Annotated in this window: 19 protein-coding genes and 1 tRNA gene; 13 read left to right on the top strand and 7 right to left on the bottom strand. The window is 33.2% G+C overall.

Annotated features, from left to right (window positions below; all coding sequences use genetic code 11):
* Positions 1 to 8 precede the first annotated feature (8 nt).
* Positions 9 to 2,555, bottom strand: coding sequence for a DNA gyrase subunit A (gyrA, locus tag NAT47_RS10985; RefSeq protein WP_250582714.1), 2,547 nt, complete (start codon positions 2,553 to 2,555; stop codon positions 9 to 11).
* Positions 2,556 to 2,810: 255 nt separating this feature from the next.
* Between gyrA and NAT47_RS10980 the strand changes: the two genes are divergently transcribed.
* The 3 genes from NAT47_RS10980 (at position 2,811) to NAT47_RS10970 (ending at position 7,338) form a co-directional block, all read left to right on the top strand.
* On the top strand, positions 2,811 to 5,360 hold the full coding sequence (locus NAT47_RS10980; protein ID WP_250582712.1) for an ATP-dependent Clp protease ATP-binding subunit: 2,550 nt from the start codon (positions 2,811 to 2,813) through the stop codon (positions 5,358 to 5,360).
* 77 nt (positions 5,361 to 5,437) lie between these two features.
* Positions 5,438 to 6,805 carry a 30S ribosomal protein S6--L-glutamate ligase gene (gene rimK, locus NAT47_RS10975; protein WP_250582710.1) on the top strand — a complete coding sequence of 456 codons (1,368 nt, stop codon included), beginning with the start codon at positions 5,438 to 5,440 and terminating at the stop codon, positions 6,803 to 6,805.
* 17 nt (positions 6,806 to 6,822) lie between these two features.
* Positions 6,823 to 7,338, top strand: a complete 516-nt coding sequence (locus tag NAT47_RS10970) for a DUF421 domain-containing protein (protein WP_250582708.1) — start codon at positions 6,823 to 6,825, stop codon at positions 7,336 to 7,338.
* Between the two features lie 63 nt (positions 7,339 to 7,401).
* On the opposite strand, the gene hutH is transcribed toward NAT47_RS10970, so the two are convergent.
* Positions 7,402 to 8,904: a histidine ammonia-lyase gene (gene hutH, locus NAT47_RS10965; protein ID WP_250582707.1), complete on the bottom strand. Its 1,503-nt coding sequence runs from the start codon at positions 8,902 to 8,904 to the stop codon at positions 7,402 to 7,404.
* Positions 8,905 to 9,069: 165 nt separating this feature from the next.
* On the opposite strand from hutH, the gene gcvT reads away from it, so the two are divergent.
* Positions 9,070 to 10,152, top strand: a complete 1,083-nt coding sequence (gcvT, locus tag NAT47_RS10960; RefSeq protein ID WP_250582705.1) for a glycine cleavage system aminomethyltransferase GcvT — start codon at positions 9,070 to 9,072, stop codon at positions 10,150 to 10,152.
* Positions 10,153 to 10,253: 101 nt separating this feature from the next.
* Complete coding sequence (locus tag NAT47_RS10955; RefSeq protein WP_250582703.1) at positions 10,254 to 10,973, top strand: YebC/PmpR family DNA-binding transcriptional regulator; 720 nt, start codon at positions 10,254 to 10,256, stop codon at positions 10,971 to 10,973.
* A gap of 45 nt (positions 10,974 to 11,018) precedes the next feature.
* Here the strand turns inward: NAT47_RS10955 and NAT47_RS10950 are convergent, their stop codons facing one another.
* The gene (locus NAT47_RS10950) at positions 11,019 to 11,327 is read right to left on the bottom strand and encodes a rhodanese-like domain-containing protein (RefSeq protein ID WP_250582701.1); all 309 of its coding nucleotides are present in this window, start codon (positions 11,325 to 11,327) and stop codon (positions 11,019 to 11,021) included.
* A 128-nt stretch (positions 11,328 to 11,455) separates the two neighbouring features.
* Here NAT47_RS10950 and NAT47_RS10945 point away from each other — a divergent pair, with 128 nt between their 5' ends.
* The 3 genes from NAT47_RS10945 to NAT47_RS10935 are packed head-to-tail and all read left to right on the top strand — an operon-like array spanning position 11,456 to position 13,153.
* Positions 11,456 to 11,908, top strand: coding sequence for a MarR family winged helix-turn-helix transcriptional regulator (locus tag NAT47_RS10945; protein ID WP_250582699.1), 453 nt, complete (start codon positions 11,456 to 11,458; stop codon positions 11,906 to 11,908).
* 15 nt (positions 11,909 to 11,923) lie between these two features.
* Positions 11,924 to 12,556 carry an NAD(P)H-dependent oxidoreductase gene (locus NAT47_RS10940; RefSeq protein WP_250582697.1) on the top strand — a complete coding sequence of 211 codons (633 nt, stop codon included), beginning with the start codon at positions 11,924 to 11,926 and terminating at the stop codon, positions 12,554 to 12,556.
* A gap of 30 nt (positions 12,557 to 12,586) precedes the next feature.
* The gene (locus tag NAT47_RS10935; RefSeq protein WP_250582695.1) at positions 12,587 to 13,153 is read left to right on the top strand and encodes a YceI family protein; all 567 of its coding nucleotides are present in this window, start codon (positions 12,587 to 12,589) and stop codon (positions 13,151 to 13,153) included.
* 129 nt (positions 13,154 to 13,282) lie between these two features.
* Here NAT47_RS10935 and NAT47_RS10930 read toward each other — a convergent pair.
* From NAT47_RS10930 to NAT47_RS10915, 4 genes are all read right to left on the bottom strand, one after another.
* A tRNA-His gene (locus NAT47_RS10930) sits at positions 13,283 to 13,358 on the bottom strand.
* A gap of 74 nt (positions 13,359 to 13,432) precedes the next feature.
* Positions 13,433 to 14,149 carry a bacillithiol biosynthesis deacetylase BshB1 gene (gene bshB1 / locus NAT47_RS10925; RefSeq protein ID WP_250582693.1) on the bottom strand — a complete coding sequence of 239 codons (717 nt, stop codon included), beginning with the start codon at positions 14,147 to 14,149 and terminating at the stop codon, positions 13,433 to 13,435.
* 28 nt (positions 14,150 to 14,177) lie between these two features.
* On the bottom strand, positions 14,178 to 15,212 hold the full coding sequence (locus NAT47_RS10920; RefSeq protein ID WP_250582691.1) for an isochorismate synthase: 1,035 nt from the start codon (positions 15,210 to 15,212) through the stop codon (positions 14,178 to 14,180).
* Positions 15,212 to 15,637 (bottom strand): PaaI family thioesterase, encoded by a 426-nt coding sequence (locus NAT47_RS10915; RefSeq protein ID WP_250582690.1) that lies wholly within the window; start codon positions 15,635 to 15,637, stop codon positions 15,212 to 15,214. The genes NAT47_RS10920 and NAT47_RS10915 overlap by 1 nt, the downstream gene beginning before the upstream one ends.
* A 134-nt stretch (positions 15,638 to 15,771) precedes the next feature.
* Here NAT47_RS10915 and NAT47_RS10910 point away from each other — a divergent pair, with 134 nt between their 5' ends.
* The 5 genes from NAT47_RS10910 to NAT47_RS10890 all read left to right on the top strand — a co-directional run bounded on the left by NAT47_RS10910 (position 15,772) and on the right by NAT47_RS10890 (position 24,497).
* Positions 15,772 to 17,334: a hypothetical protein gene (locus tag NAT47_RS10910; RefSeq protein WP_250582688.1), complete on the top strand. Its 1,563-nt coding sequence runs from the start codon at positions 15,772 to 15,774 to the stop codon at positions 17,332 to 17,334.
* An 82-nt stretch (positions 17,335 to 17,416) separates the two neighbouring features.
* A complete protein-coding gene (gene purL / locus NAT47_RS10905; RefSeq protein ID WP_250582686.1) occupies positions 17,417 to 21,103 on the top strand; it encodes a phosphoribosylformylglycinamidine synthase in 3,687 nt (1,228 codons plus the stop codon).
* A gap of 76 nt (positions 21,104 to 21,179) precedes the next feature.
* Positions 21,180 to 22,025: a DMT family transporter gene (locus NAT47_RS10900; RefSeq protein WP_250582684.1), complete on the top strand. Its 846-nt coding sequence runs from the start codon at positions 21,180 to 21,182 to the stop codon at positions 22,023 to 22,025.
* Between the two features lie 132 nt (positions 22,026 to 22,157).
* Positions 22,158 to 23,930, top strand: coding sequence for an AMP-dependent synthetase/ligase (locus NAT47_RS10895; RefSeq protein ID WP_250582682.1), 1,773 nt, complete (start codon positions 22,158 to 22,160; stop codon positions 23,928 to 23,930).
* 126 nt (positions 23,931 to 24,056) lie between these two features.
* The gene (locus tag NAT47_RS10890) at positions 24,057 to 24,497 is read left to right on the top strand and encodes a MarR family winged helix-turn-helix transcriptional regulator (RefSeq protein ID WP_250582680.1); all 441 of its coding nucleotides are present in this window, start codon (positions 24,057 to 24,059) and stop codon (positions 24,495 to 24,497) included.
* Positions 24,498 to 24,508: the final 11 nt, after the last annotated feature.

The following is a 24,508-nucleotide window of genomic DNA, read 5'->3' as shown; positions in this document are numbered from 1 at the left end:
CTTATAATTTATTCTTGCGAATCGTTATTTTCAGTTTCAATATCCGTGCCATTTTCAATATCACCTTCAAACTCGTCATTTTCAGATTCGTCTTCACGTAATACTTTGGTTACTGCGGCTATTGAATCATTACCTTTAATATTAATTAATCGAACACCTTGAGTAGCTCTTCCCATTACACGTAAATCAGAAATTTTCATTCTAATGGTTAATCCCGATTTATTGATAATCATTAAATCATCCTCATCAGTAACATCATTAATAGAAATCAATTGACCTGTTTTTTCAGTAATGTTAAGCGTTTTTACTCCTTTACCGCCACGATTAGTAATTCTATAAACATCTTCTCCATCTTCGTCTACTAATTTAGTACGTTTACCATAACCATTTTCAGTAACTACTAAAATTTGAGAATCGTTAACATTGTCTTTGTCGATAGATACCAATCCAATAACTTCATCTTTATCATCAGCTAATGTAATTCCTCTAACCCCTGATGCCGTTCTTCCCATTGGACGCGTTTTCTCTTCTTCGAAACGTACCAATTTTCCTGATTTAACAGCAAGTAAAACCTGACTATTTCCAGTAGTCAATTTTGCTCCAATCAATTCATCATCTTCTTTAATGGTGATAGCATTGATACCATTTTGACGAGGTCGTGAATATTGCTCAAGAGGTGTTTTCTTCACTTGACCTTGTTTAGTCGCCATGATGACATAGTGACTGTTGATGTAATCTTGATCTTTTAAGTCTTGTGTACAAATGAACGCTTTAACCTTATCGTCTTGCTCAATATTAATGATGTTTTGAATAGCACGACCTTTACTTGCTTTGGTTCCTTCTGGAATTTCGTATACACGCATCCAGAAACATTTTCCTTTTTGAGTAAAGAACATCAAATATTGATGATTTGTAGCAACAAATAAATGCTCAAGGAAATCTTGATCACGTGTAGCCGAACCTTTTTGGCCCACTCCACCTCTATTTTGCGTTTTATATTCTGACAAAGAGGTACGTTTGATATAACCCGCATGAGAAATGGTAACTACTACACTTTCATCCGCAATTAAATCTTCGATACTTACATCACCACCAGCGTACTCGATTTGAGAACGACGCTCGTCTCCATATTTATCTTTAACTTCAATCAGTTCGTCTTTAATTACTTGCATTCTCATTTCTTTGCTTGCTAATAATTCTTTCAAATAAGCAATCAATTTCATGATTTCTTCATATTCTGCACGTAATTTGTCTTGCTCAAGACCTGTTAATTGTCTCAAACGCATTTCTACGATAGCACGAGCTTGAATTTCAGATAAATTAAATCTTTCGATTAATTTTGCTCTAGCTTCATCTCCATCTTTAGACGAACGAATTAATGCTATTACTTCATCAATATTATCTGAAGCAATAATTAAACCTTCTAAAATATGCGCTCTTTCTTCAGCTTTTCTTAAATCGAATTGTGCTCTTCTTACTACTACATCGTGACGGTGTTCTACGAAATGATGAATCAAATCTTTTAAATTCAACATTTCCGGACGACCTTTTACCAATGCAATATTATTCACACTGAAAGAAGATTGTAATTGGGTATATTTATAAAGTGTATTTAAGACTACATTAGGAACCGCATCACGCTTTAATTCATAAACGATACGCATTCCATTTCTGTCCGATTCATCACGGATGTTTGAAATACCTTCAATTTTTTTCTCATTAACTAAATCAGCCGTTTTCTTAATCATTTCGGCTTTATTCACTTGGTAAGGAATTTCGGTAACAATAATAGCTTCTCTACCATTAACTTCTTCAAAACCAACTTTAGCACGAATAACTATACGACCTCTACCCGTTTTGAATGCTTCTCTTACTCCTTCATAACCATAAATAATTCCTCCTGTTGGAAAATCTGGTGCTTTTACATGTGTAATTAACTCATCTATATCAATATCGTTATTGTCAATGTAAGCTAATGTTCCATCAATAACCTCAGATAAGTTGTGAGGTGCCATGTTTGTAGCCATACCTACAGCAATACCCGAAGCACCATTAATCAATAAGTTAGGAATACGCGTTGGCATTACTGTTGGTTCTTGCAACGTATCGTCAAAGTTCAATTGGAAATCCACTGTTTCTTTTTCGATATCAGCCAACATATCTTCCGATATTTTCTTCATTCTAGCCTCGGTATAACGCATCGCTGCTGGACTATCGCCATCAACAGAACCAAAGTTACCTTGACCATCAACCATTAAGTAACGCAAACTCCATTCCTGAGCCATACGAACCATGGCGTCGTATACTGAACTATCCCCGTGTGGGTGATATTTACCTAAAACCTCTCCTACAATTCTAGCCGACTTTTTGTGGGCTCTATTCGAAAGAACTCCTAATTCATACATTCCGTATAAAACTCTACGGTGTACAGGCTTTAAACCATCTCTAACATCAGGAAGTGCTCGTGACACAATAACCGACATCGAATAATCGATGTAAGCTGATTTCATTTCATCCTCAATGTTAATAGGAATTAACTTTTCTCCTTCTGACATAAGTATTTATATTAAAATTATATATTAGTACTAAAACGTGCCAATATACGGCTTTTTGGTATTTTAAAGTAAATTTTCAACTCTTAATTTCATTAATTTATTAACAATTTTATTTACAAATTGGTTATAATTTGAAATGTAAATTCTTTCATTTTTAATTTTTTTTTTGTCACTTAGCATGACAGTACTTACACAAGGCATGATTTTTGAAAAACATGAATTAATTTGTACCTTTACATTTATTACAATATTGCTATGGACGATAATTTTTCACCAAGAGTTAAAGACGTGATTACCTACAGTAAAGAAGAAGCTTTGCGATTAGGTCACGACTTTATTGGAACAGAACATTTAATGTTGGGAATTCTTAGAGATGGCAATGGAAAAGCTATAAATATACTAAATAATCTAGGTGTAGATTTATCACACTTAAGAAAAAAAGTTGAAATTCTTAGCCCCGCCAATCCTAATGGTATTCAAAATATTGAAAAGCAAAACCTGCACCTAACCCGTCAGGCTGAAAGAGCCCTAAAAACTACTTTTTTAGAGGCAAAACTTTTTAATAATTCAGAAATTAGTACTGCGCATCTTTTGCTTTGCATTCTCAGAAACGAAAATGATCCTACGACTAAATTACTGAATAAAATAAAAATTGATTACGAATCCGTTAAAGAACAATACACAGGCATGATGACAAACGAAGACGATTACTTAGAAAACTTACCCAAAGCAGAATCTTTCAACGATGATTCAGGGCAAGATGACAATTTAAAAGATAGCGGATTTAGTAATACTCCTTCCGGAAATAAAACCAATAAAAAATCTAAAACTCCTGTATTGGATAACTTTGGGCGCGATTTAACTGAAATGGCTGAAGAAGGAAAATTAGATCCTGTTGTAGGACGCGAAAAAGAAATCGAACGTGTTTCTCAAATCCTAAGTCGTAGAAAGAAAAACAATCCACTTTTAATTGGAGAACCTGGAGTTGGAAAATCAGCAATTGCAGAGGGCTTAGCTTTGCGAATTGTGAAGAAAAAAGTATCTCGAAATTTATTCAACAAACGCGTAGTTACACTAGATTTAGCAAGCTTAGTAGCTGGTACAAAATACCGTGGGCAATTCGAAGAACGAATGAAAGCGGTAATGAATGAATTAGAAAAGAATGACGATATTATTTTATTCATTGATGAAATTCATACAATTGTTGGAGCTGGTGGCGCAACGGGCTCGTTAGATGCCTCTAACATGTTCAAACCTGCTTTAGCTAGAGGTGAAATTCAATGTGTTGGTGCAACAACTTTGGACGAATACCGTCAATATATTGAAAAAGATGGCGCTTTAGAGAGACGTTTCCAAAAAGTAATTGTAGAACCAACATCAGTTGAAGAAACAATTACCATTTTGAACAATATCAAACCAAAATACGAAGACCATCACAATGTAATTTACACTCCTGAAGCTATTGAAGCTTGTGTAAAATTAACCAATAGATACATGACCGATCGTTTCCTTCCTGACAAAGCGATTGATGCTTTAGACGAAGCAGGTTCTCGTGTTCATATTATCAATATAGATGTTCCGAAACAAATTTTGGAATTAGAAAAGAAATTAGAAGAAGTTCGCGAACTTAAAAATACCGTTGTTAAAAAACAGAAATATGAAGAAGCAGCTAAACTTCGCGATGATGAAAAACGCATCGAAAAAGAACTAGCAGTTGCGCAAGAACAATGGGAAGAAGATTCTAAAAATAATAAAGTCACAGTAACAGAAGACAATGTCGCTGATGTTGTTTCAATGATGACTGGAATTCCAGTAAATCGTATTGCACAAACTGAAAGTAATAAATTAGCTCACTTACCTGAACTAATTAAAGGTAAGGTGATTGGACAAGACGAAGCGGTATTAAAAATTGCAAAATCTATCCAAAGAAATCGTGCAGGATTGAAAGACCCTAACAAGCCGATTGGTTCGTTCATTTTCTTAGGTCAAACTGGAGTTGGAAAAACACAATTGGCAAAAGTTATTGCGAAAGAATTATTCGATTCTGAAGATGCATTAGTTCGTATCGACATGAGTGAATACATGGAGAAATTTGCGATTTCAAGATTAGTTGGAGCACCTCCAGGATACGTGGGATATGAAGAAGGTGGACAATTAACGGAAAAAGTAAGAAGAAAACCTTACTGTGTAGTACTTTTAGACGAGATTGAAAAAGCACATCCAGACGTATTCAATATGATGCTTCAAGTTTTAGATGATGGCCATTTAACTGATAGTTTAGGACGGAAAATTGATTTTAGAAATACAATTATCATTATGACTTCTAATGTTGGTGCTCGCCAATTGAAAGATTTTGGAACGGGAGTTGGATTTGGTACAGCAGCAAAACAAGCACAAAAAGAAGAACATTCGAAAGGAATTATAGAAAATGCTTTAAAAAAAGCATTCGCTCCAGAATTTTTAAACCGTATTGATGATGTAATTGTATTCAATGCTTTAGAGAAAGAAGATATTGATAAAATCATCGATATTGAAATGGACAAATTGTATGCTCGTGTTAAAGATTTAGGATACACACTTGTACTTTCTGAAAAAGCTAAAGACTTCATTGCTGATAAAGGTTTTGATAAACAATTTGGCGCACGACCTTTAAAAAGAGCAATTCAAAAATATGTAGAAGATGCTCTTGCTGAGGAAATCATCACACATAAAATTCATGAAGGTGACCAAATTTTCATGGATTTAGATGAAACCACTCAAGAACTCAAAATTGAAATTAAAAAACTAGAAGAACCAAGCTCATAAGCTTGGTTTTTTTTATTTACCGAATTAGCAGATGTATTAAAAAAAATACTACATTAGTTCTAAATTACAATTCATTTATGCAAGACAAAGTTATCGTTGGTAGTGAAGAATGGTGCTCCTTCCCTACACTAGGAATTCCAACAATCAAAGCACGTGTTGATTCTGGTGCTAAAACATCTGCATTACATGCTGTTAACATCGTTACATTTGAAAAAGACAATGAAAAATGGGTAAAATTTGACATCAATCCCATCCAAAACAATGTAAAAACTGTAATTCATTGTGAAGCCCCTCTTATTGACAAAAGGGTAGTAAAAAGTTCCAGCGGGTTCAGAGAGCAGCGCTATGTTATTAAAACAAAACTCGAAATTGGAGGGAAAACATGGGAAATTGAAGTTACTTTAACCAACAGAGATTCAATGGGATTCCGAATGCTGTTGGGTCGAGAAGCCATGTCAGGACGTATTTTAGTCGATCCTGAAAAACGTTACTTATTAGGCCAACCTACTACAGAAAAATTAAAAGAATATTATTACGCTTCTAATGAAACAAAAAAAGGATTAAAAATTGGCTTACTAGCGAGTAATCCCGAATTATATAGCAACAAACGTATTTTAGAAGCCGGAGAATTAAGAGGACATGAAATGCACTTCTTAAATTTGAAATATTGCTACATGAAATTAGATGCCACAAAACCCGAAATTCACTATCGAGGTGGTACAGTTTTGAATGATTTTGATGCAGTAATACCAAGAATTCGACCAAGCATGACCTATTATGGTTGCGCTGTAACACGTCAATTTGAAGCTTTAAAAGTATTTGCTTTAAATAGTTCTTCTGCTATTACACAATCGCGTGATAAACTTTTCTCTCTACAATTGCTATTAAATAATGGTGTCGATATTCCAACAACCGGATTTGCTAATTCACCTTTGGATACGGACGACTTAATAAAAATGGTTGGAGGCTCTCCATTGATAGTAAAATTATTAGAAGGTACTCAAGGAAAAGGTGTTGTTTTGGCAGAAACAAAAAAAGCAGCTGAATCGGTAATTAATGCTTTTAAGAGTTTAAATGCAAATATTTTAGTTCAAGAATTTATTAAAGAAGCTAATGGTAAAGATTTGAGACTCTTTGTAGTAGATGGTAAAGTTGTTGCTGCTATGCAACGTGAAGCTGCTCCAGGTGAATTTAGAGCTAATATTCATATGGGCGGAACCGCTTCTGTAGTAAAAATCACAGCTGATGAAAAAAGAATTGCTATTAAAGCAGCAAAAGCTATGAATTTAAAAGTAGCTGGAGTTGATATCATTCGTTCGTCAAAAGGACCATTACTATTAGAGGTAAATTCATCTCCAGGTTTAGAAGGAATTGAAGGCGCAACTCAAAAAGATATTGCAGGCGAAATGATTAAGGCGATTGAGAAAAATTTTAAGTGGAAATAATTCAATTTAATTAAATCATGAACCCTTATCTAGACATCATATTAAGAAGTGTAGCTATCTATTTTTTTATGATAATTGCGTTGCGAATATTTGGAAAAAAAGAGCTTTCCCAACTTAATACAGCTGATATCATTCTAATTTTATTGATTAGTAATTCGGTTCAAAATGCCATGGTAGGTGCAAATACATCTTTGTATGGTGGAATGATTGCTGCGTTCTCACTTTTCTTAATTAATTATGTTTTTAAAAAAGTGATGCAAAATTCTTCATTTATTAAAGAATTGATTCAAGACAAACCAGAAGTTTTAATTCATAATGGAAAAATCGAATTCAAAACATTAGCAAAATTAGGAATTTCATCAGAAGAATTAGAAGAGGCAATGCGAGAACATGGAATCGAATATTATAAAGACGTAAAATTAGCTATGTTTGAAATCGATGGAAATATTAGTATCATTTCTGGAAACGAAAACTTAAAGCAAACTCACCATAAGAGAAAAGTTCATAAAACATTAGGAGAACTAAACAATTAAAGTTGTTTTAATCATAAAAAAAGCTCAAGAAAATCTTGAGCTTTTTAGTTTTATAAATATTATTTAATCTTCCATTTCTATTTGGAAACTATTCAAAAAAGTAACCGATTTTTCAATATCGTAGTGCAAAATTCGATCTTCCGATACAAACGAAACTTCTTCTCTATAGGATTTTATGAAACTTTCTATAAACTCACTTGATTTCAAAGGTCTTCTAAATTCTAACGCTTGAGAACCATTTAATAATTCAATAGCTAAAATACGTTCTACGTTTTCTACAATTCGTAACGTTTTTGTAGCAGCGTTAGCTCCCATACTCACGTGATCTTCTTGTCCGTTTGAAGAAACAATACTATCAACACTAGCTGGTGATGCAAGTTGTTTGTTTTGACTAGCAATACTTGCAGCTGTGTATTGTGGAATCATGAAACCGGAATTTAATCCTGGGTCATTTACTAAAAATGCTGGTAAACCTCGTAAACCAGAAATTAACTGATACGTTCTTCTTTCCGAAATGTTTCCTAATTCTGATAGCGCTATTCCTAAGAAATCTAAAGCTAAAGCTAAAGGCTGCCCATGAAAATTTCCTCCTGAAATAATCATATCTTCTCCAACGAAAATATTTGGATTATCAGTTACCGAGTTGATTTCGGTACGAAACACTTTTTTTACATAATCAATAGTGTCTTTCGAAGCACCATGTACCTGCGGAATGCATCTAAAAGAATATGGATCTTGAACATGAACTTTGGGCTGTGCAATAATTTCACTATCTTCTAATAAATCGCGCATTCTTTCAGCCGTTTGTACTTGACCTTTGTGAGGACGAACTAAATGAATTAAATCAGTGAAAGGTTCAATTCTTCCATCAAAACCTTCTAAAGAAACGGCTCCGATGACATCGGCTAAATAAGAAATTTTCTCAGCTTTAATCAAACAATAAACTCCGTAAGCGCTCATGAATTGCGTTCCATTCAACAATGCTAAACCTTCTTTGGATTGTAAAACGATTGGTTCCCATCCAAACTTAGCTAACACTTTTGCAGCGGGTTGTCTGAAACCATCTAAATAAACTTCACCTTCACCTAATAAGGGTAGAGACAAATGGGCTAATGGTGCTAAATCTCCCGAAGCGCCTAACGAACCTTGAGTATAAATTACTGGAAATATATCATTATTATAAAAATCAATCAAACGTTGCACCGTTATCAACTGAACACCTGAATGCCCGTAACTTAACGATTGAATTTTCAATAACAACATGATTTTTACAATTTCATGAGGTACTTCTTCTCCTGTTCCGCAAGCGTGCGATTTTACCAAATTCTCTTGAAGTTTTGATAAATTTTCATTCGAAATCTTCACATTACATAACGAACCAAAACCAGTATTAATTCCGTAAATTGGTGTTGAGTTGGATTGCATTTTATCGTCTAAATACTTTCTACATTTTTCAATATTTACAATCGCTTCTTCAGATAATGCCAATTGCTTGCCTTGAAAAACAATTTCATTAATCATTTCAATCGACAATAAATCTGAACTTATATAATGTGTGTGTTCCATTGTTCTATTTTTAAAACCCCAAAATTCTACAAACAATTGTTAAAATGCAAGATTTATCATCATTATTAACAAAAAATAAATAGTTCTCAAATTTTAAGGAAAATCAAAGGGCTTTTTTAAGAATTTTCAATAAATTAGCCGTCATAAATTTTACACAATTAAATCATGAAAAATACAGCATTAACGCACATTCACGAAAGTTTAGGAGCTAAAATGGTTCCATTTGCAGGATATAATATGCCCGTTCAATATGAAGGAGTAAATGTAGAACACGAAACCGTTAGAAATGGCGTTGGTGTTTTCGACGTTTCGCACATGGGAGAATTCTTCTTGAAAGGAGAAAATGCGTTGGCTTTAATTCAAAAGGTAACTTCAAATGATGCTTCTAAATTAGTTAATGGAAAAGCGCAGTATTCATGTTTACCCAATAATGAAGGTGGTATTGTAGATGATTTAATCATTTATAAAATTGAAGACAATCATTATTTATTAGTAGTAAATGCTTCTAATATTGAAAAAGATTGGAATTGGATTTCGGCACACAATGATTTAGGAGTAGAAATGATTAATGCTTCTGATGCATATTCTTTATTAGCTATCCAAGGTCCAAAAGCAGCAGAAGCAATGCAATCTTTAACTTCTATTGATTTATCTAATATGGGATATTACACGTTCCAAATTGCTGATTTTGCTGGAAAAAGCGATGTAATTATTTCGGCTACTGGATATACCGGTTCAGGAGGATTTGAAATTTACTTCAAAAACGAAGATGCAGAATACATTTGGAACAAAGTTTTTGAAGCAGGTGCAGCATTCGGAATTAAACCAATTGGATTAGCAGCTCGCGATACCCTACGTTTAGAAATGGGATTCTGTTTATATGGAAACGATATCAACGACACCACATCTCCATTAGAAGCAGGTTTAGGTTGGATCACAAAATTTGATAAAGAATTCACCAATTCAGAAAACTTGAAAAAACAAAAAGAAGCAGGTGTTTCTCGTAAATTAGTTGGTTTCGAAATGGTAGAAAGAGGAATTCCTCGTCACGATTACGAAATTGCTGATACTGACGGAAATGTTGTTGGAGTGGTAACTTCAGGAACGCAATCACCATCTTTAGGTATTGCTATCGGAATGGGTTATGTACCAACAACTTTGTCAACTCCCGATTCTGAAATTTACATTCGAATTAGAAATAAAGATATTAAAGCAAAAGTGGTTAAAATGCCATTTTATAAAAAATAGTTAAGTAGAAGTAGAATTTGGAAAATTAAAGTTAATCTTGAAATTTTAACTTGATTTTTTACATTTGCAACTTGAAACCTTAAACTTTAAACCAAATAGAAATGGGAAGAGCGTTTGAATTTAGAAAAGCCCGTAAAATGAAACGTTGGTCAGCAATGGCAAAAACGTTTACAAGAATTGGAAAAGATATTGTAATTGCTGTAAAAGAAGGTGGCCCAAACCCAGAAACTAATGCAAGATTAAGAGCCGTAATACAAAACGCTAAGGCTGCCAACATGCCGAAAGAAAATGTGGAGCGTGCTATTAAAAAAGCATCAGATAAAGATACTGCCAACTATAAAGAAGTTTTATTTGAAGGTTATGCACCACATGGAATTGCTGTTTTAATTGAAACTGCTACAGACAACAACAACAGAACAGTAGCTAATATCAGAAGTTATTTCAATAAATGCAATGGTACTTTAGGAACTCAAGGTTCTGTTGAATTTATGTTTGATCATACGTGTAATTTTAGAATCCCAGCTGAAGGACAAGATGTGGAAGAATTAGAATTAGAAATGATCGATTTTGGTGTAGAAGAAATCTTTGCTGATGAAGATGGAATTGTAATGTACGCCCCTTTTGAAAGCTTTGGTGCTATCCAAAAAGAATTAGAATCAAGAGGTTTAGAAATTTTATCTTCTGGATTTGATAGAATTCCGCAAATAACTAAAGAATTAACACCTGAACAAGTTGCAGATGTTGAAAAATTATTAGAAAAAATTGAAGAGGACGATGACGTAATGAACGTATATCATACGATGCAGGAAAGTGCTGAGTAATTCATTCTCTAAACAAATAAAAAATCCGCTTTTTAGCGGATTTTTTTATTCAACAGGTCCATCCCAATTAGAAAAACCTCCTATTAAATTAAATGTACTTTCAAAGCCCAACTGTTCCATTGCATTACATGCATTACTGCTACGTACTCCAGCTGCACAATACACATAATAATTTTTAGATTTATCTAGCTCTTCCACTCTATATATAAATCCTTGACCTTTATATATGTCAATATTAATGGCGCCTGGAATATGTCCTCCATTAAATTCATCTTCTGTACGAACATCTAATACAACGCCGTTTTCATCTTGCGAAAACTGGCTCCACCAAGTGTTTTGATCTAAGTTTGTCATTCTAATATTTTTTTTTCAAAAGTACTCTAAAAATTATAATTCTAAAATTTTAACAAAAATTTATCAAACATTTGTACATACAAATAAAATAATTACTACATTTGTACATACAAATTTTACAACATCAAATGAAAATAGAAGAAATCATAAAAACAAATTCGCCATTAGCATTAGAGAAGAAAACATTATTAAATATAATGTATACTCAAAATGTTATTTCGGAAAAGTTTAATGAAATTTTAAAACCATTTGACCTATCAATAGAACAATTTAATGTGTTACGCATTTTAAGAGGGCAAAAAGGAAAACCTGCTAACATGTGTATGATTCAAGAAAGAATGGTTGCTAAGACAAGTAATACAACACGATTAGTAGACAAATTACTACTTAAAGGTTTAGTATTTAGAGAAGTTTGCCCTCACAACCGTCGCAAAATGGAAATTACCATAACGGAAAAAGGTTTAGAACTTTTGCTTCAATTAGATCCTTTGGTTGATACACATGAATTCTCCTTTTCGAAAAATTTGATTGTTGCAGAATTAGAATTATTAAATGAATTGCTTGAAAAAATTAGAAATTAAAACCCAAATTTTACTATGAGTCACTTTATAGAAAATCAAAAATGGCGTTACGCTACTAAAAAATTTGATGCTGCAAAAAAAATATCAGCAGCAGATTTAGAAACTTTAAAAGAAGCAATACAATTAAGTACTTCATCTTATGGATTACAATTGTATAAAGTATTTATTATTGAAAATCCTGAAGTAAGAGCTAAGTTACAGCCTGTATCTTGGGGGCAATCACAAATTGTAGATGCATCTCATCTATTTGTTTTTGCTAACATTGTGGATGTACAAGATCATCATATTGATGAATACATTCAAAATATTGCTAAAACAAGAGGCTTAAAAGTAGAAGATTTACAAGGTTTTGGTGATTTTATGAAATCTAAAATTGTAACTCTACCTGCTGATAAGAAAGCAATTTGGACATCAAAACAAACGTATTTAGCTTTAGGAAATCTAATTAATGCGGCAGCTGAATTAAAAATTGATGTTACGCCAATGGAAGGTTTTGAACCTGAAAAATACAACGAAATCTTAGGATTAAACGCATTAGGATTAAACGCCTCATTAGTAGCAACTGTTGGATACCGTCATGAAGAAGACGAATCGCAACACTATGCAAAAGTGAGAAAACCAAAACAAGAATTATTTACTACTATTTAATATTAATTATCACTTAAACATTTTTAAAACATGAAAAATTTCAAATCAATCGCTTTAGCTTTAGTAGCTTTCGTATCATTCGCTACAACTGCACAAACCACAAAAAAAGTGAACGCTGCAAAAAGTACTATCAACTGGGTAGGTAAAAAAGTTACAGGTTCTCACGAAGGAACTATCGCTTTAAAAGAAGGAGCTTTAATCTACAAAGGTAAAAAAGTAGTAGGTGGAAACTTTACTGTTGACATGACTACTATCAATACAACAGACTTAGACGGAAAAAGTAAAGCAAATTTAGATGGTCACTTGAAATCTGATGATTTCTTTGGTGTTGAAAAATATCCATCAGCTACTTTAGTATTTAAATCTATCGGAGAAAAAGGAAATGGAGTTTATGCTGTAACTGGAGATTTAACAATTAAAGGTAAAACTGAATCAATTAAATTTGATTTAACAGTAACAGGTAAAACAGCTTCAACTACTTTAAAAGTTGACAGAACTAAATATGATATCAAATATGGTTCAGGAAGCTTTTTCTCTGACTTAGGAGACAAAACTATCAACGATGAGTTTGAATTAACTGTGAAGTTAGCTTTATAATACAAAGGGAAATCTTGCTATGAAAAACTAAAGCCTTGAAGAAATTCAAGGCTTTTTTGTATTTAGTCTTTTTTTTCAATTTACACAATAAAAAAAGCTTCGAGTTTCCTCGAAGCTTTCCAATGTTAAGGGTGAAAGACGGGTCTCGAACCCGCGACCTTCGGAACCACAATCCGACGCTCTAACCAACTGAGCTACAATCACCATTTGTTTTGCGAGTGCAAATATAGTGTAATTCTAAGCTTTTGCAAACATTTTTTACAAAAAAATTAAGTAATTTTATTTTAAATCACCTAAGCTATTGACAGCCAAATATCTTTCCGTTGTAAAACCTTCGGCATAATCTACCCCAACAAGTCTTCCAAGGTCTTGAGCACGGTAATTTATACTATCTAAAAAGTTTTTTGAGGTAATTGGTGTAACAGGTTCATTAGATTTTGGATCATAGAATTGCGAACTATAAGCTAACACCGATTCCATTTTTTTATCCATGAATTCCGAAATATCTACCACAAAATCTGGTTCTATATTTTGCCATTGAATGTAATGATACACGACTTTAGGTCGCCATGCTTCTTGCGCTTCGCCATTCAACTCAGTTTTAATTTGTCGCAAACCTGATAAAAAACAAGCATCGCTAACTAATTTACTTCCTTTTCCGTGGTCAATGTGTCTATCAGTAATAGCATTGCACAACACAATTTCAGGTTGATATTTACGAATCATTTCAATTATTTTCATTTGGTGAGCTTCGTCATTTACAAAAAAACCATCACGCATATCCAAATTCTCACGCAACACAACTCCTAAAATTTCAGAAGCCTTAGCTGATTCTGAATTGCGAATTTCAACCGAACCACGTGTTCCTAATTCACCACGAGTCAAATCGATAATCCCAACTTTCTTTCCAAGGCTTACTTCTTTGGCAATTGTGCCACTACATCCTAATTCTACATCGTCTGGATGCGCTCCAAAAGCTAATATGTCTAATTTCATTTTCAATTTAAGTTTATCGATTAAGAATTTAAAAGGTTTTGGAAACTAAAACATTTCTCATGGTCATCGATTTATTTTCAGTTTCTATGAATTCCTTTTTAGGATTACTGTCTTTAGTGATGCCACAACCAACATAAATATTCACAACATCATTTTCTACTTCTAAACAGCGTAAATTTACGAATAAATCGGTTTGATTGTCTTTATTGTATTCACCTAAAAAACCAGCATAATATTTTCGATTATAGCCTTCACTTTTCAGAATAAAATCGATGGATTGTTCTTTGGGTAAACCACAAACAGCTGGCGTTGGATGCAGCATTTTTATCAAATCATTCGGTATAAAATCGGCATTTAATTCTCCCGAAATAACCGATTTTAAATGCAACAAATTTCCAGCTTTAACTGTTTTAGCATCAGTAACTAAAAGTTGAGTTACTTTATCTTTTACTTTAGAAACAATATAATCAGTAACAAATTGTTGTTCTTCGATTTCTTTGGTGGCCCAAATTACGTTTTCCGAATACAATTGCGTTCCAGCTAAAGCCACCGTTTCAAACTGATTCTGATTGATTTTTACCAATTGTTCTGGCGTTGCTCCCATCCATAAACCAATTTTAGGATGAAAAAATAAATAGCGAAAAGCCGTTGGATAAGTCGAAATCAAGTTCTGAAACGTTTCAACAATAGCAATTTGTTCCTTCAAAACAATTTTTCGAGATAAAACTACTTTATCAAATTCGCCTTGTTGAATAGCCGAGACTCCTTTGGTAACTAAATCTTCAAAAACTTCTTTTTGATAGCTTTCAGAAGTAAAATTTTCATTGGGTTTCTTTTCTAAATTTTCAAGATTACCTTGCGAAAATAAATTGTTTTCAAACGGAATTACTATTTGAATCCCTTCATGAAAAGGCATAAATATAAATCCGTCTTGACCTACAAAATCAATAATTTCATCTGTTTGTTGTACAAGTAAATTCCAGACGTTTTCATTTGGTTTTACATAACAAACAAAAGGAGTTTGTTTAGATAAAAGGAGATCTATTTCTTCAAAAACTTGCATTATTGTCTTCTCGATAATACCATATTCGTTAATTTACAAAGCGAAATTAACTTCCCTTCTTCATCAACAACTCTAATTTCCCACAAGTGGATGCTGGCACCTTTATGAATGATTTTAGCCGTAGCAGTAACCATACCTTCTCGTTTACTTTTTAAATGATTTGCCGAAATTTCGATACCGCGAACTTCTTGTTTCTCTGGATTAACAAACATTAATGAGGCAGCACTGCCAACACTTTCTGCTAAAGCAACTGTTGCTCCACCATGCAATAATCCCATAGGTTGATGAACTCTCGGATTCACAGGCATAGTAGCAGTTAAAAAATCTTCGCCTGCATCGGTGTAAACAATATCTAAGGTATTCATTAACGTATTTTTACTCCAATCGTTACACAATTGTAACATTTTTTCTCTATCAAACATCATAACTTTATTTTTGGTAAAATTAAGCATTCCAAACAAAATAATTCAACTGATTTAACGTTTTGATAGCTATTTTAAACACATTTTGTTTTTACAGAATTAAAATTAATAATTACATTTACCAAAATTAACTATACATGCGTCGATTATTACTTTTAATACTAATTGGATTTACCGTTTCATTAACTTCATGTCGAAACGACTTTGAATTTGAATCCAGAACAGGTGGTTTAGAATTTTCTAAAGACACAGTATATCTTGATACCGTTTTTACGAATATTGGTTCAAGTACCTACACCTTAAAAGTGTATAATCGAAGTGATAAAAACATCTCTATTCCTTCTTTAGGATTAAAAAAAGGAACAACATCTAAATACCGCTTAATGGTGGATGGAATGGCAGGTCAAGTTTTTGAAAATGTAGAATTACTAGCCAAAGATAGTTTGTTTATTTTCGTTTCCGTAACTGCTGAAGTAGCCAATGCTAATCCAACTGATTTTCTTTATACTGACCAAATTTTATTTGGAGAAGAATCTAATCCAAACCATCAAAAAGTAGAATTGGTAACTTTGATTCAAGATGCCTATTTTATTTATCCTGGAAGAGTTCAAAACCCCGATGAAACATATACCTATAATGAATTAAACCTCGGAGTTGACGGCGATGGAAACCCCGTTTCTATACGTGGTCGTTTTTTAGAAGATAATAATCCCAATAACGGAAATGAATTGCATTGGACCAATACAAAACCTTACGTCATATATGGTTATGCAGCGGTTCCTCCAAACAGAACATTAGTAGTAGACGCAGGTGCAAGAGTTCATTTTCATGTCGAATCTGGCTTGATAGTAGCTAATAATGCTTCTATTCATGTGAATGGAAGTCCATCAACTACAGCAGCTTTAGAAAATGAAGTTGTATTCGAAGGTGATCGTTTAGAGCCCGATTTTTCAGAAGTTCCAGGTCAATGGGGAACCATTTGGTTAACGCCAGGAAGTGCAAATAATCAGTTTTCGAATCTAACCATAAAAAATGCAACGGTAGGTATTCTAGTTTCCGGAAATGATGGCAGTTCTAATCCAACACTTGAATTAGAAAACACACAAATTTATAACTGTTCTAATGTTGGAATTCTTGCTAGAACGGGAAATATTGTAGGCAGAAATGTAGTCATTAACAATTGTGGTCAAGTAGCTTTTGCCGGAAGTTACGGTGGAAACTATGATTTTACGCATTGTACTTTTGCAAATTATTGGTCGAGAGCAAATCAAACTTGTGTGACTTTGAGTGACGATTCAATAAACAACGTCCCAACTCCACTCGGAAGTGCAAATTTTAAAAATTGCATCGTTTATGGATCAAGTAATTTGGGAATTTCATTAAAAAAAACTGGTACTATTTTTAATTTTTTATTTGAAAACTGCTTAATCAAATTTGCCGATTATAGTAACCAATATGCAAATGAAATCTTATACAAATTCAGTACAAATCCAAATTATGTAAACTGTTTGATAGCTACAAATACAACAGTTAACAAACCTGATTTTAAAAATCCAACTCAGAACAATTTCATAATAGGACAAAATTCTGCAGCAAAAGGAACTGCCAATAACACCTACTCTACATTCAACGACATATTAAACAATCAAAGAAGTAATCCTTCTGATATGGGAGCTTACAATTGGACAACTTTCGATTAACGAAACAAGTGTTATTATTATTTTGATTGTTCTATTTTTTAGAATAAATTTGCAACTTCAACAACACAAACAACTACATACAATGATTCATTTCTTCGGAAACCAATCCAACACGGTTTTTGCGGTTCAAACGCAAAACGAGATTTCATCAGAAGACATCAACAAATTAAATTGGCTTTTTGGCAACGCACATAAAATAGAAAAATCCGTATTGTCGGATTTTTTTGTTGGACCACGTGCCGCTATGGTTACGCCTTGGAGTACAAATGCTGTAGAAATTACTCAAAACATGGGAATTTCGGGTATCATTAGAATTGAAGAATTCCAAAAAGTAAGTGCTGATTTTAACGATTTCGACCCAATGCTTTCGCAAAAGTATTCGGAGTTAAATCAAGAAATTTATATGATTAATATCCAACCAGAACCTATTTTAGATATTCAAGATATTGACGCTTACAATAAATCTGAAGGTTTAGCGCTAAGCCCAGAAGAGGTTGAATATTTAAATAATCTTTCAACTAAATTAGGTAGAAAGTTAACCGATTCTGAAATTTTTGCTTTCTCACAAGCGAATTCAGAACACTGTCGTCATAAAATTTTCAATGGAACATTTGTGATTGATGGAGAAGAAAAACCAACTTCTTTATTCAAATTAATTAAGAAAACATCAGAAACCAATCCAAACGATATTGTTTCTGCATATAAAGATAACGTAGCTTTTGTAAAAGGTCCGAAAGTAACACAATTTGCTCCAAAAAGTGCCGACAAACCAGATTTCTACCAAGAAAAAGAATTTGATTCGGTACTTTCTTTAAAAGCAGAAACACATAATTTCCCAACAACAGTAGAACCATTCAACGGAGCTGCAACCGGTTCAGGAGGCGAAATTCGTGACCGTTTAGCTGGTGGACAAGGTTCGTTACCATTAGCAGGAACTGCCGTTTACATGACTTCTTATTCACGTTTAGCACCTTTCGACTCCGCTCAAGATGACAAACGTCCATGGGAAAACGGAATGTCAGAAAGACCTTGGTTGTACCAAACGCCAATGGATATTTTAATTAAAGCTTCGAACGGAGCTTCTGATTTCGGAAATAAATTTGGGCAACCTTTAATTACGGGTTCTATATTAACTTTCGAGCATGAAGAAAACAATCGTAAAATTGGTTACGATAAAGTCATCATGCAAGCGGGTGGAATTGGTTACGGGAAATTAGATCAAGCAATTAAAAAGAAACCTACAGCTGGCGATAAAATCGTTATTTTAGGTGGAGAAAATTATAGAATTGGAATGGGCGGTGCTGCGGTTTCTTCTGCAGATACAGGTGCTTTTGGTTCAGGAATTGAATTAAATGCTATCCAACGTTCGAATCCAGAAATGCAAAAACGTGCTGCTAATGCCATTCGTGGTTTGGTAGAAAGTGATAATAATCCAATTGTTTCAATTCACGATCATGGTGCTGGTGGACATTTGAATTGTCTTTCTGAATTAGTTGAAGAATCTGGAGGATTAATTGATTTAGACAAATTACCTGTTGGTGATCCTACTCTTTCTGCAAAAGAAATCATCGGAAACGAATCACAAGAAAGAATGGGATTAGTTATTGGTGAAAAAGACATTGAAACCTTACAAAGAATTGCCGACAGAGAGCGTTCTCCAATGTATCAAGTGGGTGACGTAACTAACGACCATAGATTTACATTCGAATCAAAATCAACTGGTGTAAAACCAATGGATTATGCTTTAGAAGATTTCTTCGGGAGTTCGCCAAAAACCATTATGACGGATAAAACCGTTGTAACCAATTATTCTGATTTAGAATATTCAAAAGAAAATATTGCAAGCTATTTGAGTCAAGTTTTACAATTAGAAGCTGTTGCTTGTAAAGATTGGTTAACCAACAAAGTGGACCGTTGTGTAGGCGGACGCGTGGCAAAACAACAATGTGTGGGTCCATTACAATTACCTTTAAACAATGTCGGAGTTATGGCATTGGATTTCAAAGGAAAAGAAGGTATTGCAACTTCGATTGGGCACTCGCCTATTTCGGCTTTGGTAAATCCTGTTGCGGGTTCAAGAACTGCTATTGCTGAGGCGTTATCAAATATAGTTTGGGCACCATTGAAAGATGGCTTACAATCGGTTTCATTATCAGCCAACTGGATGTGGGCTTGTAAAAATGAAGGTGAAGACGCTCGTTTATACGAAGCAGTAAAAGGTTGTTCGGATTTTGCAATTGAATTGGGAATCAATATTCCAACAGGAAAAGATTCACTTTCAATGAAACAAAAATATCCAAATGACGAAGTAATTGCGCCAGGAACAGTTATTATTTCAGCAGCTGGAAATTGTTCAAACATTACTAAAGTAGTAGAACCAGTTTTACAAAGAAACGGCGGAAACATTTACTACATCAACTTATCACAAGATTCGTTTAAATTAGGGGGAAGTTCATTCGCTCAGGTGTTGAATAAAATTGGAAATGACGTTCCAACGATTCAAAATTCAGAATTCTTCAAAAAAGCGTTCAACGTTTTACAAGATTTAATCAAAGACAGAAAAATTAAAGCAGGACACGATATTGGAAGCGGTGGTTTAATCACTACTTTATTAGAAATGTGTTTTGCTGATGATAAATTAGGTGCGTTAATCGACTTGACTTCATTAGGAGAAAAAGATACGGTTAAAGCTTTATTTAATGAAAATATCGGTGTTGTTTTCCAAGCGAGTACTGAAGTGGAAGCAATTTTTGCCCAACATAATATTGAGATTTTCAAAATTGGTTCAGCAATTGATGGCGATGCGTTTACCATTATTAATGGTGAAGATAGTTTAACGTTTAGTATTGCAACTTTAAGAGATACTTGGTTTAAAACCTCTTTCCTTTTAGATTCAAAACAATCTAAAAATGGAATGGCTAAGGAGCGTTTTGATAACTACAAAAATCAGAAATTACAATTCACTTTCCCATCACATTTTGATGGAAAACTACCAGTGATTGATGCTTCAAAACCAAGACCAAAAGCCGCTATTATTCGCGAAAAAGGAAGTAATTCAGAACGTGAAATGGCAAATGCCATGTTTTTAGCAGGATTTGATGTAAAAGATGTTCACATGACCGATTTAATTTCGGGAAGAGAAACATTGGAAGACATTCAATTCATTGGAGCAGTTGGAGGATTCTCGAATTCGGATGTTTTAGGTTCGGCTAAAGGTTGGGCTGGAGCGTTTTTATACAACGAAAAAGCCAATACGGCTTTGAAAAACTTCTACAAAAGAGAAGACACACTTTCGGTCGGAATTTGTAATGGTTGTCAATTATTAATGGAATTAGAATTGATTAATCCAGAACACGAAGTTCACGGAAAAATGCACCACAACACTTCGAACAAACACGAAAGTGGCTTTACTTCGGTAACGGTTCAGAAGAATAATTCGGTGATGTTATCCACTTTGGAAGGAACAACTTTAGGCGTATGGATTTCACACGGAGAAGGAAAATTCAAATTACCTTATTCAGAAGATAAATATAACATCGTAGCAAAATATGCTTACAAAGGTTATCCAGCAAATCCAAATGGTTCTGATTTCAACACGGCTATGATGTGCGATACTACTGGAAGACATTTAGTAATGATGCCACACATTGAGCGCTCAACTTTCCCTTGGAACTGGGCACATTATCCAGAAAGAGGCCAAAAAGATGAAGTTTCTCCATGGTTAGAAGCATTTGTTAATGCAAGAAAATGGATTGAGAATAAAAAATAATTTATCCAAACTTTTATAAAAAAGCATCTTTTAATTAAGATGCTTTTTTTGTACTATTGTGTAAAATTAAATAACAATGTGGTTTGTCATTTTAAGCGTAATTTGTAGTGTAAGTGTTGGGATATTTTTAAAAATAGCCAAACGATTTCAATTGAATATATTTCAAATCATTACGTTTAATTATTTTTCGGCTTTACTCCTTACCTATTTTACTTACCACCCTGAATTAACTTTCCAAGAAAAAACGATTCCATATTCACTTTTTATTGGATTAGCTATTTTATTGCCAATTGTATTTTTAATTCAAGCCAAATCAATAAAAGAAGTTGGAATCGTAAAAACAGATATTGCCCAAAGATTATCATTATTTATTCCGTTAACCGCTTCTTACTTTTTATTTAATGAAACGTTTAGTCAATTGAAAATTATTGGTTTTATAGTTGGATTTTCTGCCATATTCTTCACCTTAAATAAAAAATCAGAAAGTAAATCAGATAATTGGGTTTATCCAATATTGGTTTTATTGGGATTTGGAATTATTGACATTCTATTTAAGAAAGTTGCCGTTTTTAGTGATTTTAGTTTCACAACTTCCCTATTCATCATTTTTTGCGGTGCATTTATAATTTCGATTTTATTCCTAATTGGAAAAATTCTGGTTCAAAAAGAAAAATTAGAATTTAAAAATATACTTTGGGGATTGGCTTTAGGGATTTTAAATTTCGGAAACATACTCTTCTATTTAAAAGCACACAAAGCTTTATCCGAAAATCCGTCAACAGTATTTACCGGAATGAATATGGGCGTAATTATTTTAGGAAGTTTAGCAGGAATCCTACTTTTTAAAGAAAAAATGACTAAATGGAACTATTTAGGAATTTTACTTGCTATAATTTCAATAATTTTCATAACATTTTCATAATTTTATTAAAATTAGTAGGCAAGCATAGTATTTTATTTTTATTAAAATACTAACTAATAGATTATCAATTATTTAAAAAATTGTTTAATTAACTTTATTTTTATAATTTGCATAAAATAATAATTGCGAATTATGAAGAATATAACACGCTTATTTGACTTTCCTTACCACCAATTAGAAAAGTATAATTTAAAGGATGCTTTAGTTACAAAATATGACGGACAGTGGATTAAAACATCTACTCAGGAATATTTAGACAAAGCCAACGCTATTTCAAGAGGATTACTTCGATTAGGAGTAAATAGAAATGATAAAATAGCTATCATTTCGTCTAACAATAGAACAGAATGGCATATAACAGATGTTGGTGTATTACAGACAGGAGCGCAAACTGTTCCAATGTATCCTACAATTTCTGCAGAAGATTATGAATATATTTTAAATCACTCAGAATCGCAATATGTTTTTGTATCTGATATTGAAGTTTATGAAAAATTACAAAGTATTAAAGCTAATGTTCCTTTACTAAAAGATGTTTTCTCTTACAATGATATTGCAGGATGCAAAAGTTGGAGAGAAATATTGGAATTAGGAGCAAATACCGATAATCAAGATGTTGTTGAAGATAGAAAAAATAATGTTGCTACAACTGATTTAGCAACGATTATCTATACTTCTGGAACAACAGGAAGACCAAAAGGTGTTATGTTATCACACCAAAATATTGTTTCCGATGTTTTAATGAGTGCTCCAAGAGTTCCTTTAAGAGCTGGGGACACAAGAGCGTTAAGCTTCCTACCTATTTGTCACATCTTTGAAAGAATGTTGACGTATTTGTACCAATATTATGGTATATCGATTTACTTCGCTGAAAGTATTGAAAAAATTTCAGACAACTTAAAAGAAGTAAAACCACATGTAATGTCGGTTGTCCCACGTTTATTAGAAAAAGTATATGACAAAATCTACGCAAAAGGAGCTGATTTAACAGGCATCAAAAAAGCCCTTTTCTTCTGGGCTTTAGATTTAGGAATGGAATACAAACCTTATAAACAAAACGGTGCATTCTACGAATTCAAATTAAAAATTGCGCGTAAATTAATTTTCTCGAAATGGCAAGAAGGTTTAGGTGGCGAATTAGAATTACTAGTTTCGGGAAGTGCTGCTTTACAAACAAGACTCACCAAAGTATTCTGTGCGGCTAATATTCCAGTTATGGAAGGTTATGGTTTAACTGAAACTTCTCCTGTAATCTCAGTAAACGACATGAGAAATGGTGGGTTCAGAGTAGGAACCGTTGGAAAAATTTTAAATGGAGTTGAAGTTAAAATTGCAGAAGATGGCGAAATCTTATGTAAAGGTCCAAATGTAATGATGGGGTATTACAAAGACGAAACTCAAACTGCAGATGTTTTAAAAGATGGTTATTTCCATACGGGTGATATTGGTGAAATCGATTCTGATGGTTTCCTAAAAATTACCGATCGTAAAAAAGAAATGTTCAAAACTTCTGGTGGAAAATATGTAGCTCCTCAGATTTTAGAAAATGCTTTCAAACAATCTCGTTTCATAGAGCAAATTATGGTTATTGGTGAAGGAGAAAAAATGCCGGCTGCTTTTATACAACCAAATTTTGAATTTGTTACAGAATGGGCACACCGACATAACAATACAACTTTTTCTTCTAATGAAGAACTATGTGCTAGCAAAATGGTAATAGACAGAATTCAAGAAGAGATAGATCTATGTAATGAAAAATTCGGGAATTGGGAAAGAGTTAAAAAATTTGAACTTACTCCCGATATTTGGTCTATCGATGCTGGTCACCTCACTCCAACCATGAAATTAAGACGTAAAATTATTAAAGAAAAATATAACGACTTATATCAAAAAATTTACGGATAAAACTTCCAAGACCCACTTATAGTGGGTCTTATTTTAATTTAATGTTAAATTTTCCCAAAAATGTTAAAAATACTATGCATGCATAGTATTTTTTTTTATATTTGAAAAAGATTTGATTACAACTAAATGAAAGATAAAACAATTGATTACGCCTTAAGGACCACATGGCAAGCAGTAGCGAGAATGTATAATGAAGAAGCAGCTAAATATGGAGCAACTATGGCTACCGGTTTTGCTTTATTAAGTATTGACAGAGAAAAAGGTTCTCCCTCTACTACTTTAGGACCAAAGATGGGTATGGAAGCTACTAGTTTAACTCGTACATTAAAATCAATGGAAGAAAGAGGTTTAATTACTCGTAAAAAAAACCCAACTGATGGTAGAGGGGTAATTATTCTATTAACCAAAGATGGTAAAGAGAAAAGAGAACTTTCAAAAGAAACTGTACTTCGTTTTAATGAAACTGTAAAGCAACATATAAGTGAAGAAAAATTGCAACACTTTATGGAAGTTGCCGAAATCATAAACGAATTGATTACCGATAAAAAAATATATAACGACAAATAAAACAACAAACC

This window comes from Flavobacterium fragile (genome assembly GCF_023634865.1).
Lineage (GTDB): Bacteria > Bacteroidota > Bacteroidia > Flavobacteriales > Flavobacteriaceae > Flavobacterium > Flavobacterium fragile.
This window is presented reverse-complemented; position numbering and strand designations above follow the sequence as displayed.

Excerpts from the sequence above, each read along its gene's own strand:
- NAT47_RS10900 (WP_250582684.1), top strand. The coding sequence starts at position 21,180 with ATGTGGTTTGTCATTTTAAGCGTAATTTGTAGTGTAAGTGTTGGGATA.
- NAT47_RS10970 (WP_250582708.1), top strand. The coding sequence starts at position 6,823 with ATGAACCCTTATCTAGACATCATATTAAGAAGTGTAGCTATCTATTTT.
- gcvT (WP_250582705.1), top strand. The coding sequence starts at position 9,070 with ATGAAAAATACAGCATTAACGCACATTCACGAAAGTTTAGGAGCTAAA.
- gyrA (WP_250582714.1), bottom strand. The coding sequence starts at position 2,555 with ATGTCAGAAGGAGAAAAGTTAATTCCTATTAACATTGAGGATGAAATG.
- NAT47_RS10920 (WP_250582691.1), bottom strand. The coding sequence starts at position 15,212 with ATGCAAGTTTTTGAAGAAATAGATCTCCTTTTATCTAAACAAACTCCT.
- hutH (WP_250582707.1), bottom strand. The coding sequence starts at position 8,904 with ATGGAACACACACATTATATAAGTTCAGATTTATTGTCGATTGAAATG.
- NAT47_RS10910 (WP_250582688.1), top strand. The coding sequence starts at position 15,772 with ATGCGTCGATTATTACTTTTAATACTAATTGGATTTACCGTTTCATTA.
- purL (WP_250582686.1), top strand. The coding sequence starts at position 17,417 with ATGATTCATTTCTTCGGAAACCAATCCAACACGGTTTTTGCGGTTCAA.
- NAT47_RS10890 (WP_250582680.1), top strand. The coding sequence starts at position 24,057 with ATGAAAGATAAAACAATTGATTACGCCTTAAGGACCACATGGCAAGCA.
- NAT47_RS10945 (WP_250582699.1), top strand. The coding sequence starts at position 11,456 with ATGAAAATAGAAGAAATCATAAAAACAAATTCGCCATTAGCATTAGAG.
- NAT47_RS10940 (WP_250582697.1), top strand. The coding sequence starts at position 11,924 with ATGAGTCACTTTATAGAAAATCAAAAATGGCGTTACGCTACTAAAAAA.
- NAT47_RS10935 (WP_250582695.1), top strand. The coding sequence starts at position 12,587 with ATGAAAAATTTCAAATCAATCGCTTTAGCTTTAGTAGCTTTCGTATCA.
- rimK (WP_250582710.1), top strand. The coding sequence starts at position 5,438 with ATGCAAGACAAAGTTATCGTTGGTAGTGAAGAATGGTGCTCCTTCCCT.
- NAT47_RS10955 (WP_250582703.1), top strand. The coding sequence starts at position 10,254 with ATGGGAAGAGCGTTTGAATTTAGAAAAGCCCGTAAAATGAAACGTTGG.
- NAT47_RS10915 (WP_250582690.1), bottom strand. The coding sequence starts at position 15,637 with ATGATGTTTGATAGAGAAAAAATGTTACAATTGTGTAACGATTGGAGT.
- NAT47_RS10950 (WP_250582701.1), bottom strand. The coding sequence starts at position 11,327 with ATGACAAACTTAGATCAAAACACTTGGTGGAGCCAGTTTTCGCAAGAT.
- bshB1 (WP_250582693.1), bottom strand. The coding sequence starts at position 14,149 with ATGAAATTAGACATATTAGCTTTTGGAGCGCATCCAGACGATGTAGAA.
- NAT47_RS10895 (WP_250582682.1), top strand. The coding sequence starts at position 22,158 with ATGAAGAATATAACACGCTTATTTGACTTTCCTTACCACCAATTAGAA.
- NAT47_RS10980 (WP_250582712.1), top strand. The coding sequence starts at position 2,811 with ATGGACGATAATTTTTCACCAAGAGTTAAAGACGTGATTACCTACAGT.